We start from the raw sequence: 16,275 nt of genomic DNA, 5'->3' as shown, positions 1-16,275 counted from the left end.
GAATGAAACCTTAGGCTCAGCTGCCGGTAATGCCGTTGAAGTTCAGTTAGCTGTAGATTACTTAAGTGGGAAGCGCCGTGACCTACGTTTGCACGAGGTAACCAAAGCCTTGTCTGCTGAGCTTTTAGTTTCAGGAAAATTGGCGGGCAATACTGAACAAGCGGAAACCATGGTAGAGAAAGTACTGAGTGACGGAAGTGCGGCAGAACGTTTTGCTAAAATGGTTAAGTCATTGGGTGGCCCCGGTGACTTTCTGGATAAAAGTCATGAATACCTGCCGCAGGCAAAAATCGTTAAGCCTCTTATCGCTCCCGCTGCATACAACGGGCATTATATTAGTGGAGTTGATACCCGAGAGCTGGGAATGGCAGTAGTGTGTTTGGGAGGAGGGCGCCGCAAAGCAGATGATATATTAGACTTAAGTGTTGGTGTTAGCGGTATCCTTGGTATTGGTTCAAAAGTTGAATCAGATACAGAGCTGGCAATATTACATGCAAGTTGTGAATCTGACTGGAATGAGGCTGCTGAACGTATCTTAAAAGCGATAAGTTTTAGTACGCAAAAGCCATCCACTACTGGTGTTATCTATCAAAGAATAGCGGGAAATTAAGCATGAGCAGAGCCATTGTCGTGGTATTAGATTCCTTTGGTATTGGCTGCGCTCCGGATGCTGAAAAGTTTGGCGACGCCGGAGCCGATACCTTTGGTCATATCGCGGAGTATCGGCACAAACAGGGTAAACCTCTGCACTTGCCGAATTTAACCCGTCTGGGACTGTTTGAAGCTCATAAAGAGGCTACGGGATTTTATGCCAGAGGTCACAAACCTTCCGCTCTAAGCGGTGCCTATGCCTGTGCGGCAGAGATTTCATCGGGAAAAGACACACCCTCAGGTCACTGGGAGTTGATGGGCGTTCCTGTGCACTTTGAGTGGGGCTACTTTGAAGATAAGGAAAACAGCTTTCCGGCGGAACTATTAGCTCAGATAACAGAAGCCTGTGAACTTCAAGGCATACTTGGCAACTGTCATGCATCGGGTACAGAAATTATTAAACAGTTAGGTGAGCAACACATTCGTACCGGCTGGCCAATTTTTTACACCTCTGCCGATTCAGTTTTTCAAATTGCGGCTCACGAAGAGCACTTCGGCCTTAAACGTTTATATCAGGTTTGTGAAAAAGTACGGGAGCTTCTGGAACCCTATAATATTGGCCGGGTTATAGCCCGGCCCTTTGTTGGTGAAAATGCCGACACCTTTGAGCGGACCGAAAATCGCAAAGACTATTCGGTTTTACCGCCTAAACCGACGGTACTGGATAAGTTGCAGGAGAAGGGTGGAGAGGTTATCGCTATTGGAAAAATAGCCGATATTTTTGCAGGGCAGGGTGTTACTCAGTCAATAAAAGCATCCGGTCTGGAAGGGCTGTTAACCGCAACATTAAATGCGATGGAAACAGGTCCGGACAACTCACTCATTTTTACGAACCTTGTTGATTTTGACACCTTGTACGGGCATCGCCGTAACATTGAAGGGTATGCAAGTGAGCTTGAAGCCTTTGATAAATGGCTGCCAGTAATTGAGTCTGCAATGAAGCCGGAGGATATCCTGGTGTTAACAGCTGATCATGGATGTGACCCTACATGGGAAGGTACCGATCATACTCGCGAATACATTCCCCTGTTGCTGTCTGGTCACCATGTAGCTGCAGGCAACCGGGGTAAAAGACAAAGCTTTGCCGATTTAGGTCAGACCCTGTGTCATCTATTTGATTTACCGCCCATGGAAGAAGGGCAGGCTATAAAGTTGTAGAGAGCTATCCTTCAGGTATAAATACGGTAGCTACCATTTGATAACCATCCTTGGTTTGTGTATCGGTATAAGATCAGCGAAAATAAGCCGCATAAACCATTTTAACCACAAAGAGTGTCATTGATGTCGGAATCCAGCTTGCAGAATGAAGTCGCGAAACGTCGTACCTTTGCCATTATCTCTCACCCGGATGCTGGTAAAACAACGATTACCGAGAAGGTATTGCTGCACGGTCATCAGATTCAGAAGGCCGGTACAATTAAAGGGAAGAAATCGGGGCAGCATGCAAAATCAGACTGGATGCAGATGGAGCAGGAGCGTGGCATATCGGTAACGACCTCAGTCATGCAGTTTCCATATAACGATGCCTTGGTAAACTTACTCGACACGCCGGGACACGAGGACTTTTCTGAAGATACTTACCGCACACTAACAGCGGTTGACTCCTGCCTGATGGTTATTGACGGCGCCAAAGGTGTCGAGGATCGGACGATTAAGTTGATGGAAGTGACTCGCTTACGCGACACACCAATTATTACTTTCATGAACAAGCTTGACCGTGACATTCGTGACCCTCTTGAGTTGCTGGATGAAGTGGAAGACGTACTGAAAATTATGTGTGCACCAATTACCTGGCCAATAGGTTCCGGTAAGAACTTTAAAGGTGTTTATCATTTACTTAAAGATGAAACCATATTGTACAAAACAGGCCAGGGACACAGAATACAGGAAGAGACCATTATAAAAGGTCTGGATAACCCTGAGCTGGATGAAAAAATAGGTGCATGGGCGGACGAGCTGCGTGAGCAAATAGAGCTGGTCAACGGTGCTTCTAATCCTTTTGATAAAGAACTGTTTCTTGCCGGTGAGTTGACTCCGGTCTTCTTTGGTACCGCATTAGGTAATTTTGGTGTTGATCATATGCTGGATGGCCTGGTCGACTGGGCTCCAAGACCTCAGCCCCGGGAGACTGATCAACAAGAAAGCGTCAGTGCAGATAACAAAGATTTCTCCGGATTTATTTTTAAAATTCAGGCGAATATGGATCCGCGCCATCGCGACCGTGTCGCCTTCTTAAGAATTGTTTCAGGGAAATATGAGAAGGGCATGAAGATGAGGCAGGTGCGTACGGGTAAAGACGTGCGTATTAGCGATGCTTTAACCTTCTTAGCCGGGGACCGTTCGCATGTGGAAGAGGCTTATCCTGGTGACATTATCGGCTTGCACAACCATGGCACTATACAAATTGGTGATACATTTACTGCAGGTGAGGATTTTAAATTTAGCGGCATTCCTAACTTTGCGCCTGAACTTTTCCGCCGCATTCGCTTAAAAGACCCCCTAAAGCAGAAGCAACTGCTGAAAGGTTTGGTGCAGTTATCCGAAGAGGGCGCGGTGCAGGTATTCCGCCCACTTATCAGTAATGACTTGATAGTTGGAGCTGTTGGAGTTCTGCAGTTTGATGTTGTTGTGCATCGTTTGAGAACAGAATATAAAGTAGATGCCATGTATGAAAACATCAATGTTGCCACAGCGCGCTGGGTCAGTAGTAAAGACGAGAAGAAGCTGGACGAATTTCGTCGTAAAGCCGAGTCTAACCTGGCATTAGACGGTGGTGATAATCTGACCTACATTGCACCCACTATGGTGAACTTAAGCCTGGCGGAAGAGCGTTACCCCGATATTGAATTTACTCACACACGCGAACATTAAGGCTTATGAGCAGGCTTTACGATACGCATTGCCATCTCGACTTTCAGGCATTTGATGACGATCGGGAGCAGGTTCTGGAGAACGCTAAAAAGGTAGGCTTAGGGCGTTTTATGGTGCCGGGTGTCAGTGCTGAGCAATGGCCCCGGTTGCAGCAACTGGTTGAACAGTTTGCGAGCTGGCGTTTTGCGTTAGGTTTGCACCCTTGGTTTATAGAGAAGCACAGCCTGAATCAAATTGATGAGTTGGAACAGACGCTGGATAAACCAAAGGAACGTTTACTGGCGGTAGGCGAAATAGGGCTGGATGCCACCTGTGAAAACTCAGAACTCCAGCGTAAACTTTTCATTGAACAGTTGAAGCTGGCGCGGCAATACCGTCTCCCGGCTATTATTCATCACCGCAAAACTCTGGAGACAACGCATCCGCTGGTGAAGCAGCACGGCCCGGAGTCTGGTGTTATACACGCCTTTAGTGGCAGTTACGAGCAGGCTATGAAATTTGTCGATTGCGGCTATAAACTGGGTGTTGGCGGAGTAATCACTTACACTCGGGCAAAAAAAACGCGTGAAGCAATAGCAAAAGTTCCTGTATCTGCATTAGTGCTGGAAACCGACTCACCGGATATGCCGGTTTGCGGTTATCAGGGCCAGCGTAACGAGCCGGCCAGAATTGCAAAGGTTCTGGATGTTTTAGCAGAGCTTAGAGACATGAGTAAAGAGTCACTGAGTGATACTTTGTGGCAAAACAGTTGCGAGCTTTTTAGTGATGTTCCGTCTGCCAGTAGCGGTCACGTATCCGGTTAAAACCAAGCATAATAAATACGCCTGCCAACATAGCCAGCAGCAGAAGTAACTTTCCTTGCTGCATTAGCCCATTGTGGGCTGTCTGGCTTTTTTTAAGCAGAAGATTCTTATCAAAGACTACTTGTAAGTAACCACTTACGTTATCTTCAAGGCTTATTTCCTCTACGAGAACCCAGGGTTCTGATGCATCATCGGTTGCCGGCCAGTCAATCATCGATGCGCTGACCCCACTATGAACCAATAACTCACCAAAACGGTTACGGATTGTAGCTGCCATTACCTGCGGGTTGCTGGCAATATGATCGGTTAAGGCAGTCAAACGTTCGGTGTTTTGGTGCTCAAGCCAGTAATGCGCCTCATGCTCAGCCTGCTCAATCATTAATTGAGTAACTGACTGAGTTTGAGAGAACAGTTGCTGTTGAGACTGGACACTGGCAATATTCCAAACATTAATAATGATCAGCAACAAGCCGCCAGCAGTAGCCAGACGAAGCGCTCGTTTAAACATAATACGAGCAATCGCTTTGGTTTTGTTGTTAAGCAAGGTGTTTTTTAATCGATGCCATTGCTTAAATTCTGTTAGTTGCATGGGCCCAGCTCAGGAGTTTTCCGTTCAATGAAACACAGTTCCGGTTTAATCGTCTTCGACATGGATTCTACCTTAATTGGTATTGAGTGTATCGATGAAATTGCACGATTAAATGACCGTTATACTAAAGTCTCAGCAATAACGGAAGCCGCTATGCGAGGTGAAATTGATTTTAGTGAGAGCCTTAAGCTACGTGTCGCTTGTTTATCGGGAATTAAAGAAAGTGACTTAGAAAGTCTGTTTAACCCAATTCCATTTAACCCCGGCGCATCAGAATTACTGCTTTCGTTGCAAAATAGAGGCTGGAAAACTGCCTTAGTTTCCGGTGGCTTCACATGGTTTGCTGATAAAGTACAGAAGGCACTCAAACTGGATGCCGTAATGGCGAACCGACTTGAAGTCGTTAATGGTTGTTTATCGGGGAAAGTTCTGGGAAGTATTGTTGATGCAAAAATGAAAGCACAACAGCTGGAAATACTTGCTGACAAGTGGAACATTCCACGGGAAAGAACGGTAGCTGTTGGTGACGGCGCTAACGATGCCCCTATGCTTGAAACTGCAGCAATTGGTATTGCTTACAATGCAAAGCCTGCTTTGCAGGCTGTTGCGGATTACTCCATAAATTCAAACAGTCTACTTGAGATCATTCCGTGTCTGCAGCATTCAAAACTTATTGAGCCAGGTGTTTAGCCGTTCTTGTTGCTCTTCAATTGTATTGGTATCAGGCAGGGCAAACTCGAGTAAGCTTTCAGTAACATCAACGGTATCGGCAATGGCATAGACTTGCCACAAGTCTTCTTCTATTTCCTGTGCCCGGTAAGCCGCGTACCGGCTAATGTAGTTAAGTTCGGCCTGAATAAATTGAGTATCAGGTTTCCCGGTTCTTGATAAAGTAACCGTTACTGCGCGGAAGATAGAATTAGGCAAGCATTGCTCAATAAAAGATTCAATGGCGTGGTTGTCGTTACTTTCCAGCCATTGAGTTTGAACAATATCTTCACCACTTTGGCGATAAAGACGTAATAACAGCAGCAATGTAACCGGTTCCGATGTGCGATCCATATCCTCAAGCTTTGGCAGTAGCTTTTCCGTTACTGAAGAGCCGCGCATTAACGGTTGCAAGTTTAGAGCACTCTGTTGGCTTCCCGGAAGTTTAGACAAGAGCCTGACCCAGTCAGACGGCCAGTTAGACAAACCAGCACGACGTACTGATGTTTTTCGTTTTTTATTTCGATAGAAGAAAATGGGGAGTGAGCCGGGGGCGTCACAATACAAATTGCGAAGACAAAGCTCCAGGCCGTTTATCGAGGTGTTCTCAACCTGCAGTTTTAATAAGTCTCTTTGCTCCCGAATTAGAAAACGAATGAACTCAGAACCCATATGCTGTTCATGATCGCCGTCTATCTTTAATCGTAATGTTGTGCGAGCGTCATCAACTGAAGCAATGGTATAAGGCAAGTGCTCAAGCTTTGCTTTTTTATACAGCTTCTTAAAGCCAGTCATCGATATTTCGACGTTATCACCTTTCTCAGCGGCAACCGGGGTATCAATCTGAACCTGCAAGCCACTAACGGAAAGGTCAATGATCATGCCGTCCCGGACATACTTTCCAACCCGAACGCGACAGCGGCTACGGTAGCTAAAACGTTTCTCACTGCGTAAATTGATAAACTCCAGCCGCGCCTCTTTTGTTCGAATTGGTACCGCAGGGGGGTGGGCAAACGCCTTCAGTGATGAAAGGTTGTTTTTGTCCAGTTCGGTATCGAAAAAGCCATTTAAACTGTCGGTAATATCGTTAACGACCCCCATGTACCGCAATGGAGAAATTGCTCTTTTGACCTGCGCGGTAGGCGGATTTAACCGGAACGGGACATTGATATTTTTTGGCACACTCTGCGGCTGCCAGGCCTGATTCAGGTCAACTGGGCGCAAATCAATTTGGTAGACTCGCCACGAGGCTTTCTGACTTCCAAACGCAACATAGGTTTCCCATAACCCGGTTTTCTGTAGCTCTTCAACCGTTGCTGAGTAGTTATATATTTTACCTCGTGCCGTTATTGAAAAGGTCAGAATCAGTAACCGTGCACTTTTTTTGTTGAGTAAGTCCTGCAGTAACCAGCGGCTACGACGGACATTAAAGACTGAGCCGAAACTGATTTGGTTCAGTTCGTTTATCCAGTTATTTAAGATGAACCGGTTGTTATCCGTGGTTAAGACATAATCGGCAACAAGTTGACGGTTAGATTCAGAAAAGAACACCGGAAGTTGCTGCATTCTGGGCAACAGAAGCTGTTCATGACCTTTAGTGATGATGGTGTTGTAGGTGTTATCGACATTGACTCGGTAGCGCTTTTTGTAGCCGTTGATAAAGCGGTGAAAAAACTTATCCAGTTCGGCAGAGTGGTAGTCGGGGTCACGGTTTAATTTGAGGTAGTGCTTGTTGTCAACTTCCTGTACACCAACAACGCGGTATGGGATGCGAGTATCGGGATCTACCGTGAACTCTTTTGCCAGCCCGGTAAAGTAGAGCGATACCAGTTCGTCGTACTGAAAGCTATGCTCGTCATCTACACGCACGCGCATGCCGGTAATTGAAATATCCGTTGTTACCGCGTTATAGGTTTTTCCTTTACTGTCTTCAAGACCAACTTCGATGGTAAAATTCATCCGTTCTTCGGCACGATACGGGTATTGACCAAAGTGAAAGGTTTCCAACAAGTAGGATTCGGCTTCATTATCAGCATTAGGAAAGGGCGATTGACCATTTAAAGGCTCGGCGTTATGGTCGGCTAAACTTTGGGCAAAAGCTCTTTCTTCTTCACGAGCCTGGCGCAGATGGTTATCAGCATCCAGAATTTGCTCGAAAGTATCTTGTGTGAAAACGCCTTTATAGGTTTCCAGGCCGCGCTCAAAAATTTCAATGGCGACATCGTCAAGTTGATGCCTGCGGCCGTTGTACTCGTAAGGGTGACATTCACCGTCTACTTGATTACGTAAATCAACGGTACGGTGACAAGGAGCCGCCAAACGTCTAAGCTCCATTTTTAGTTTGAAGCGGGTCGGACCATCTTCGTTTTCAGTTAAAGACTGAAACAGCGTATCAAAGTCGGTATCGTAAACGAGCGGCTTTAACTGATCGATAAGTTGGTCAAAATACTGATTAGGCATCGAAGTCTACTATTTTTTATAATTATTCTTGAGTAATACCTCATCATAAAACGAGAAGCAGACGAATGGCAAAAGCAAAAAGTGCATATGTGTGTAATGACTGTGGTGCAGACTTCCCTCGTTGGCTGGGACAATGCACGGAATGTAAGGCCTGGAATACGCTTACTGAAATTCGTTTAACGTCTAAAACAACCTCTAATTCGTCAGACCGTCGGGGCTTTAGTGGTATTACCGATGCCAGGGTTCAGACTCTTAACGAGGTCGACTTGCAGGAAGTCCCGCGTTTCAGCTCGGGTTTTCAGGAATTTGACCGGGTTTTAGGTGGTGGTGTAGTCCCCGGTTCGGCAATACTGATAGGTGGTTCACCCGGTGCCGGTAAGAGTACTTTATTATTGCAAACCCTATGTAAGTTGGCGGAACGTATGCCAGCGCTTTACGTGACCGGTGAGGAATCTTTGCAGCAGGTAGCAATGCGGGCACAGCGGCTTAATCTGCCAACCGACAAATTGCGCATGCTCTCTGAAACCTCGGTAGAAAGTATTTGTCAGCTGGCAGACAAAGAAAAACCTGCCATTATGGTCATTGATTCCATTCAGGTAATGCATATGGCTGACATTCAGTCAGCGCCGGGCAGTGTTTCGCAGGTTCGTGAGGCGGCAGCTTTTTTAACGCGCTACGCAAAGCAAAAGAACGTTGCCATTATTATGGTAGGACACGTGACCAAAGAAGGGCATTTGGCCGGGCCTAAAGTTCTGGAGCATTGCATTGACTGCTCTGTACTTCTGGATGGCTCATCAGACTCGCGCTATCGCACTCTGCGCGGTACTAAAAATCGCTTTGGTGCAGTGAACGAGCTTGGCGTATTTGCGATGACAGGCGGTGGTTTGAAAGAGGTTTCAAATCCATCGGCTATATTCCTGCAACGAGCGGAGGACCAGGGAAATGGCTCGGTTGTTATGGTGGTTTGGGAAGGTACGCGACCGCTATTGGTTGAAATTCAGGCGCTGGTTGATTACTCGGCTCTGGCAAACCCACGCCGGGTTGCTGTGGGGCTGGAACAAACGCGATTAGCATTATTACTGGCTGTTTTGCATCGGCACGGTGGCTTGCAGGTGTCTGATCAGGACGTTTTTGTGAACGTTGTTGGTGGCGTTAAAGTCTCCGAAACGTCAGCAGACTTAGCGTTGTTGCTTGCCATTGTCTCCAGCTTTAAAGGAGAACCATTGCCGCGCGAATTAATTGTGTTTGGTGAGGTTGGTCTGGCCGGTGAGATACGCCCGGTACCTAATGGCCTGGAGCGATTAAACGAAGCGGCTAAACACGGTTTTAAAAAAGCCATTGTGCCTGTCGGTAATGCGCCAAAAACGTCACCAAAAGGCATGGAAGTGATTGGCGTGAAAAACCTTCAACAAGCACTGGATGTGATGTAGTTTGCAGAAAAAAGGGAGCTTTATGCTCCCTTTTGATACCCGGTCTATTAACCAATAGGTTTGTATTTAATGCGATGTGGCTCCATCGCCTGCTCACCGAATTTTTCTTTCATGTAAGCTTCGTAGTCGCTGTAGTTACCTTCGTAGAAGACCACTTCGCCTTCATCACGGTAATCCAGAATATGGGTAGCGATACGGTCAAGGAACCAACGGTCGTGCGAGATAACCATGACAGAGCCCGGGAACTCCAGAATGGCTTCCTCAAGTGCCCGTAAGGTTTCAACATCCAAGTCGTTGGTTGGCTCATCGAGCAACAGAACGTTACCGCCGGCTTTTAATAGCTTAGCCAAATGCACCCGGTTACGTTCACCACCAGACAATTCGCCAATGCGTTTTTGTTGGTCGGTACCGCGGAAGTTAAAACGGCCAACATAGGCGCGACCATTAACTTCAAAGTTACCAATTTTCAGGATGTCGTTACCGTCAGTAATTTCTTCAAAGACGGTTTTCTTGTCATCCATGTTGTCGCGGAACTGATCAACACTGGCCAGTTGCACGGTTTCACCCAATTCGATAGAACCACTGTCAGGCTTTTCTTCGCCGCTGATCATACGGAACAAGGTTGATTTACCCGCGCCGTTAGGGCCGATAATACCGACAATAGCGCCTTTAGGAACACTGAAGCTTAGGTTGTCGATAAGTTGGCGCTTCTCGTAAGCCTTACTAATACCGTTAACTTCAATGACCTTATCACCCAGACGAGGGCCTGGCGGAATAAACAACTCGTTGGTCTCGTTACGTTTCTGATAGTCGCCACTTTGCAGCTCTTCAAAGCGATTAAGACGCGCTTTGCTTTTCGCCTGACGGCCTTTGGGGTTAGTACGTACCCACTCCAGCTCTTGTTTAATCGTGCGCTGGCGTGCTTTTTCTGAACGCTCTTCCTGCTCCAGGCGTTTCTCTTTCTGTTCCAGCCAGGAAGAGTAGTTACCTTCCCATGGAATACCATAGCCACGGTCAAGTTCAAGGATCCAACCAGCAACGTTATCAAGGAAGTAACGGTCGTGGGTAATGGCAACGACGGTACCGGTGTAATCGTGCAGGAAACGTTCAAGCCAGGCCACAGATTCCGCATCCAGGTGGTTGGTAGGCTCGTCTAACAGCAGCATATCCGGTTTAGATAACAGTAAGCGGCAAATCGCGACACGGCGTCTTTCACCACCCGACAAGTTGCCTATTTTAGCATCCCACTCAGGTAAGCGCAGTGCATCGGCTGCACGCTCGAGAATGTTGTCGATGTTATGACCGTCTTTAGCCTGCAACAAAGCTTCTAATTCGCCTTGTTCTTTTGATAGGGCATCGAAATCCGCATTTTCGTCGGCGTAAGCCGCGTAAATTTCATCGAGCTTAGCGAAGGCTTCTTTAACATCCGCCACCGCTTCTTCAACGGTTTCTTTCACCGTTTTATTTTCGTCCAGCTGTGGTTCCTGAGGCAGATAACCAATTTGAGTTCCCGATAAAGCGCGGGCTTCACCTTCGTACTCTTTATCAACACCCGCCATAATGCGTAGTAAGGTTGACTTACCGGCACCGTTGACACCCAGAACACCAATTTTGGCCCCCGGAAAAAACGACAGAGAAATATCTTTTAAGATGGTTTTCTTAGGTGGAACAACTTTGCTCACCTGAGACATTGAATAGATATATTGCGCCATAGCGACGTAAAATCCTTCCTATCAACAAAAAAGTTACTGCATAGTTTACTGTTATTTACGAACATCCCCAAACTTTGTTGCGCTGAACTAGGCACTCATTTGTGTTTTAAGGTAAAATACCGGACAAATTAAGACCATTTAATGATTTGGAGAGCTGTAATGCTGAAATCTGAGATGAACATTGCCGACTTTGATGCGGACTTATGGCAGGCGATGCAAGGTGAAGTTGAACGTCAGGAACAACACATTGAACTGATTGCATCAGAAAACTATACCAGTCCGCGGGTTATGCAGGCTCAGGGCTCGCAGCTAACCAATAAATACGCGGAAGGCTATCCGCATAAGCGCTATTACGGCGGCTGCGAGTTTGTCGATAAAGTCGAAGACTTAGCGATTGAGCGCGCAAAGCAACTGTTTGGTGCTAAGTACGCAAACGTTCAGCCGCACTCAGGTTCTCAGGCAAATACCGCTGCTTTCATGGCTCTTATGGAAGCCGGTGATACTTTCCTTGGTATGAGTCTTGCTCACGGTGGTCACTTAACTCACGGCTCCGGGGTTAATTTTTCAGGCAAACTCTACAACGCGGTTTCATATGGTTTGGATGAGTCCACTGGCGAAATCGATTACGCCGAAGTTGAAAAGCTGGCGCAGGAACATAAGCCGAAAGTGATTGTTGCAGGCTTTTCAGCCTACTCTGGTATTGTTGACTGGAAAAAGTTCCGTGAAATTGCTGACAAAGTCGATGCCTATCTAATGGTCGACATGGCTCATGTTGCAGGCTTAATTGCCGCCGGTGAATATCCTAACCCGGTACCTTATGCTCACGTTGTTACGACGACCACACACAAAACTCTTGCGGGTCCACGTGGCGGCTTGATCATTTCAGGTAGTGACGATGAGAAGTTACACAAGAAGTTAAACAGCGCGGTATTCCCGGGTAACCAGGGTGGCCCACTTTGCCATGTTATTGCTGGTAAAGCGGTTGCTTTCCAGGAAGCCTTGCAGCCGGAATTTAAAGAATATCAAAAGCAGGTATTAGTGAACGCCAACGCTATGGTTAAAACCATGCAGGCGCGCGGCTATAAAATCGTCTCCAATGGCACTCAGAACCACTTGTTCCTGGTTGACTTAATTGACAAAGACATTACCGGTAAAGATGCGGATGCAGCTTTAGGTAATGCTTTTATTACCGTGAACAAAAATGCCGTGCCTAATGATCCGCGCTCACCGTTTGTCACTTCAGGTTTGCGTTTAGGCACACCGGCTATTACCCGTCGTGGTTTTCAAGAAGCCGAAGCCGAGCAGGTTGCGAACTGGATTTGCGATGTTCTGGATGATATTTCTGATGAAAGCAAAATCAGCGAAGTTCGCGAGCAAGTAAAAGCGTTATGCGCCAGGTTTCCTGTTTACGGTTAATGAATAGCAGTTGTAAAGCGCACTTAAAGGAGTCAGGCAATGCATTGTCCATTTTGCGGCACACAAGATACTAAGGTTATCGATTCGCGACTTGTTGCGGATGGGGCCTCGGTTCGTCGCAGGCGTGAATGCAACCATTGCAAAGAGCGCTTTACGACCTTTGAAACGGCAGAGCTGATTATGCCGCGAGTCATCAAAACCGATGGTTCGCGTGAACCATTTAACGAAGATAAGCTGCGCAACGGTTTATTAAGAGCGTTGGAAAAGCGTCCTGTGAGTCTTGAGCTGATGGAGCAGGCAATCAACAAAATAAAGTCGAGCATACGCGCCACCGGTGAGCGCGAAATTAGCAGCAACTTTATCGGTAGTTTGGTTATGGAAAACCTGAAACAGATTGATAAAGTTGCTTATGTTCGTTTTGCGTCGGTGTACCGTTCTTTCGAGGATATCCGTGAGTTTGGTGAAGAAATCGCACGCCTGAATGACTAATTTATTAGAACAACAGTTTGACCATATAATGATGCACCGCGCGTTAAAACTCGCGCGGCGTGGGTTAATGACAACCCGGCCTAACCCGGCTGTGGGCTGTGTCATTACTGTCGGCGAAGAAGTTATCGCAGAAGGTTGGCATCATCAGGCCGGTGAAGCTCATGCCGAAGCTCATGCTTTGCGGCTTGCAGGTACAAAGGCAAAAGGGGCAACCGCTTATGTCACTCTTGAACCCTGCAGCCATATTGGACGAACTCCGCCTTGTGCCGACGCTCTTATTGAGTCTGGCATTGCCCGCGTTGTTGTGGCTATGCGGGATCCTAATCCCCGCGTCAGTGGTAACGGGATTAAGCGTTTAGAAGAGGCAGGCATACGTGTTGACGTTGGTACGTTGCAGTCCGCAGCCGAAAGTTTGAACCCCGGGTTTATTTCCCGCATGACACGACAACGCCCGTGGCTCACCTTAAAAATGGCGACTTCACTCGATGGGAAAACCGCTTTGGCGGATGGTCGCAGCCAGTGGATTACCTCTGCGGAATCTCGCAGTGACGTGCAGACTTATCGCGCTCAGGCAGATGCTATTTTGACCGGCGCAGCAACGGTTTTAGCGGATAACCCGAAGCTTACCGTACGAGTTAATCAATGGCCGGCATCACGACCACTGCCTGAACCATTAAAACAGCCAGTACGTATTATTATCGACAGCCAACATCGGGTGAATGATGATGCCCGGGTGTTTGAGTCACCGGCGCCTGTTTGGCTGGTACGCACAACGCCGGGCAAGGACACTCGGCACCCACATTGCCATGAGCTTATTATTGAAGCGGACAGAGACGGCAAAGTGTGTTTAAAAGCACTGATGATTGAATTAGCTAAACGTGAAATCAATCAGGTGTGGACAGAGTGCGGCGCTAGTCTGGCAGGTGCGATTATTGAACAGCAACTCTGTGACCGAATGATGATATACAGCTCTGGTCAAATACTGGGTCACCATGGCCGTTCGGTTATCGACATGAGTGAACCATTAGAATTAGCTTCAGCGCCAAGATTTAAAGTTATTGATCGCCGGCAGGTTGGCCCGGATCAACGCTTGGTAGCAGTACCTCAAACACAAGATTAAGGGTAAAGCGTTATGTCACTGCATAGCACAGAAGAGATTATTGAAGACATTCGTCAGGGAAAAATGGTTATCCTGATGGATGATGAAGATCGCGAAAACGAAGGCGACATTATTATTGCCGCTGAGTGCGTAACGCCTGAATCCATTAACTTTATGGCGCGTTATGGTCGTGGACTTATCTGCTTGACGCTAACCGAGGAACGCTGTAAACAACTTAATCTTCCGTTAATGGTCGATAAAAACAACGCGCCTTATGCAACAAACTTTACGGTTTCCATTGAAGCCGCAGAGGGAGTAACAACGGGGATCTCTGCTGCCGACAGAGCGAAAACAGTGCTGGACGCCGTTAAAAAAGATGCGAAGCCCGAAGATTTAGTTATGCCGGGTCATATTTTTCCGTTAAAAGCTAAATCGGGTGGGGTGCTTAACCGCGCCGGGCATACCGAAGCCGGTTGCGACTTAGCGCGTTTAGCTGGTTTTGAGCCCGCCTCGGTTATTGTCGAAGTGTTAAACGAAGACGGTACCATGGCGCGTCGCCCTGACCTTGAAGCTTTTGCTAAAGCGCATGACATTAAAGTAGGCACCATTGCTGACCTTATTGAGTATCGCTCAATCCAGGAAAAAACCATTGAACGTGTCGCAGAATGCAGCCTGCCTACAGCCTTTGGTAAGTTTCATTTGGTGACTTATCAGGACACGATAGACAAGCAGGTGCATTATGCACTGGTTCATGGCGATTTATCGCAGGATAAGGTAACGAATGTGCGTGTTCACTTACAGGACACTTTCCATGACACCTTTTTAACCGAGCGAGCTGCCAAGCGCAGCTGGCCAATTCAAAAGGCGATGTCTTATATTGCTGAACATGACGGTGTACTGGTTATTATTGGTCGTCAACAAACACCGGATAATATCATTGCACAGGTTCAGGAGTTTGAGGCACAGGACAAAGGTGAGCACAAACCTACTGCGTCAGCTTCAAATGCTTCTCGTAATGTCGGTTTAGGTTCACAGATTTTGGCTGACCTTGATATTCATAAGATGCATTTAATGAGTTCACCAAAACGTTATTCGGCTTTATCGGGTTTTGGGCTTGAAGTGGTCGACTTTATTGAAGATAAAGACTAATTAACCGTAACGCTTTTGAAATTCATTCAGCAGCTGTTGGTGAGTTGGCGTGGCGACGTCTGCCGACTCACCTGTTTTAATCAAGTAACCGGTTAATTGCTCTATTTCAGTGCGCCTTTGCTGCTTGATATCCTGCAACATCGATGAGCTATTTAGCGCAGTCTCTTGTGCAACTCTCAATACTTCCCGGTGGCACATCTTAGCGTCTAAGACTACGTTCTGAGTTTCAGCCACAGCAACGGCTTCGTTAACCAAGCTTACGATTTGCGATTGCCACTTATCCTCAAGTAACTTTCCGTTTTCGCACTTATAAATGGCTGTTAGTGGATTTATTACACAGTTAATTATTAACTTTAACCAGCGCCGCTGGCTAGTATTCTGCTCAAGTACAAGTGGCGGGAAGGCTTGCTGAAGGGTTGACCAGGGCTCTGGCTCTTCTTGCCTGACTTCGAGCCAACTGCGACCCGTGCCTCTGTGCTCAATACGAATAATACCGTTTTCGTTTTTGCTCTTAACTGCTCCATGAGTCGTCACCATAGGATGCAGATTAAGCTGCCTTAATGTCTTAGGTAGCTCAACCATGCCGTTATGACTCAAAACAATAGGCATACTTTTATCAAAACCTTCAAGCGCTGTTATGTGCTGCAAGGCACTACTAACATCAAAAGCTTTAACGGCAACAATGAAGACACTATTTTTCGGTATTAGTAATTGAGTTGCAGGAACTTTATAGTTTCTTTTCTCATGTGCGCGAACAAGTTGCCACTCAATAGTTGCCGCCCGGTTATGGCGTGATAACACAGAAACCGATTCGCCGTTATCGCATAACCCGCTGGCAATAAGCCCACTTACGGCTCCGGGGCCTAGCGTAATCCAGTGGTATTTAATTGGCATCACG

General features: G+C 46.9%; 13 protein-coding genes and 1 pseudogene. 10 read left to right on the top strand and 4 right to left on the bottom strand.

Annotated features, from left to right (window positions below; genetic code table 11):
• From B3180_RS05720 to B3180_RS05705, 4 genes and pseudogenes are all read left to right on the top strand, one after another.
• Window positions 1–610 (top strand): annotated as a pseudogene (locus B3180_RS05720) (thymidine phosphorylase); the annotation flags it as partial.
• A gap of 2 nt (window positions 611–612) precedes the next feature.
• The gene (locus tag B3180_RS05715) at window positions 613–1,809 is read left to right on the top strand and encodes a phosphopentomutase (RefSeq protein ID WP_273023971.1); all 1,197 of its coding nucleotides are present in this window, start codon (window positions 613–615) and stop codon (window positions 1,807–1,809) included.
• A 123-nt stretch (window positions 1,810–1,932) separates the two neighbouring features.
• On the top strand, window positions 1,933–3,522 hold the full coding sequence (prfC, locus tag B3180_RS05710; RefSeq protein WP_054491102.1) for a peptide chain release factor 3: 1,590 nt from the start codon (window positions 1,933–1,935) through the stop codon (window positions 3,520–3,522).
• A 5-nt stretch (window positions 3,523–3,527) separates the two neighbouring features.
• The gene (locus B3180_RS05705; RefSeq protein WP_273023968.1) at window positions 3,528–4,325 is read left to right on the top strand and encodes a TatD family hydrolase; all 798 of its coding nucleotides are present in this window, start codon (window positions 3,528–3,530) and stop codon (window positions 4,323–4,325) included.
• Here B3180_RS05705 and B3180_RS05700 read toward each other — a convergent pair.
• Window positions 4,282–4,914, bottom strand: a complete 633-nt coding sequence (locus tag B3180_RS05700; protein WP_233399240.1) for a YtjB family periplasmic protein — start codon at window positions 4,912–4,914, stop codon at window positions 4,282–4,284. The genes B3180_RS05705 and B3180_RS05700 overlap by 44 nt on opposite strands.
• A gap of 27 nt (window positions 4,915–4,941) precedes the next feature.
• On the opposite strand from B3180_RS05700, the gene serB reads away from it, so the two are divergent.
• Window positions 4,942–5,604, top strand: coding sequence for a phosphoserine phosphatase SerB (gene serB, locus B3180_RS05695; protein WP_278356338.1), 663 nt, complete (start codon window positions 4,942–4,944; stop codon window positions 5,602–5,604).
• On the opposite strand, the gene B3180_RS05690 is transcribed toward serB, so the two are convergent.
• Entirely contained in the window at window positions 5,578–8,082 is a 2,505-nt protein-coding gene (locus tag B3180_RS05690; protein ID WP_278358826.1) for a PilZ domain-containing protein, read from the bottom strand. The two genes, serB and B3180_RS05690, sit on opposite strands and share 27 nt — an antisense overlap.
• A gap of 65 nt (window positions 8,083–8,147) precedes the next feature.
• Here B3180_RS05690 and radA point away from each other — a divergent pair, with 65 nt between their 5' ends.
• On the top strand, window positions 8,148–9,512 hold the full coding sequence (radA, locus tag B3180_RS05685) for a DNA repair protein RadA (protein WP_054491098.1): 1,365 nt from the start codon (window positions 8,148–8,150) through the stop codon (window positions 9,510–9,512).
• A 47-nt stretch (window positions 9,513–9,559) separates the two neighbouring features.
• On the opposite strand, the gene ettA is transcribed toward radA, so the two are convergent.
• Window positions 9,560–11,224, bottom strand: coding sequence for an energy-dependent translational throttle protein EttA (gene ettA, locus B3180_RS05680; protein WP_222235632.1), 1,665 nt, complete (start codon window positions 11,222–11,224; stop codon window positions 9,560–9,562).
• Window positions 11,225–11,383: 159 nt separating this feature from the next.
• Between ettA and glyA the strand changes: the two genes are divergently transcribed.
• The 4 genes from glyA to ribBA are packed head-to-tail and all read left to right on the top strand — an operon-like array spanning window position 11,384 to window position 15,377.
• Complete coding sequence (gene glyA, locus B3180_RS05675) at window positions 11,384–12,640, top strand: serine hydroxymethyltransferase (RefSeq protein WP_222235631.1); 1,257 nt, start codon at window positions 11,384–11,386, stop codon at window positions 12,638–12,640.
• Window positions 12,641–12,679: 39 nt separating this feature from the next.
• Window positions 12,680–13,129 (top strand): transcriptional regulator NrdR, encoded by a 450-nt coding sequence (gene nrdR / locus B3180_RS05670; protein WP_054491095.1) that lies wholly within the window; start codon window positions 12,680–12,682, stop codon window positions 13,127–13,129.
• Window positions 13,122–14,249, top strand: a complete 1,128-nt coding sequence (gene ribD, locus B3180_RS05665) for a bifunctional diaminohydroxyphosphoribosylaminopyrimidine deaminase/5-amino-6-(5-phosphoribosylamino)uracil reductase RibD (protein WP_278358825.1) — start codon at window positions 13,122–13,124, stop codon at window positions 14,247–14,249. Before nrdR ends, ribD begins: the two co-directional genes overlap by 8 nt.
• Before the next feature lie 12 nt (window positions 14,250–14,261).
• Window positions 14,262–15,377 (top strand): bifunctional 3,4-dihydroxy-2-butanone-4-phosphate synthase/GTP cyclohydrolase II, encoded by a 1,116-nt coding sequence (gene ribBA, locus B3180_RS05660; protein ID WP_222235629.1) that lies wholly within the window; start codon window positions 14,262–14,264, stop codon window positions 15,375–15,377.
• On the opposite strand, the gene B3180_RS05655 is transcribed toward ribBA, so the two are convergent.
• Window positions 15,378–16,275, bottom strand: an 898-nt coding sequence (locus B3180_RS05655; RefSeq protein ID WP_349677609.1) for a 2-dehydropantoate 2-reductase, incomplete at its 5' end; no start/stop codon positions are given.

The organism is Idiomarina sp. UBA4206, assembly GCF_002383015.1.
GTDB lineage: Bacteria > Pseudomonadota > Gammaproteobacteria > Enterobacterales > Alteromonadaceae > Idiomarina > Idiomarina abyssalis.
This window is presented reverse-complemented; position numbering and strand designations above follow the sequence as displayed.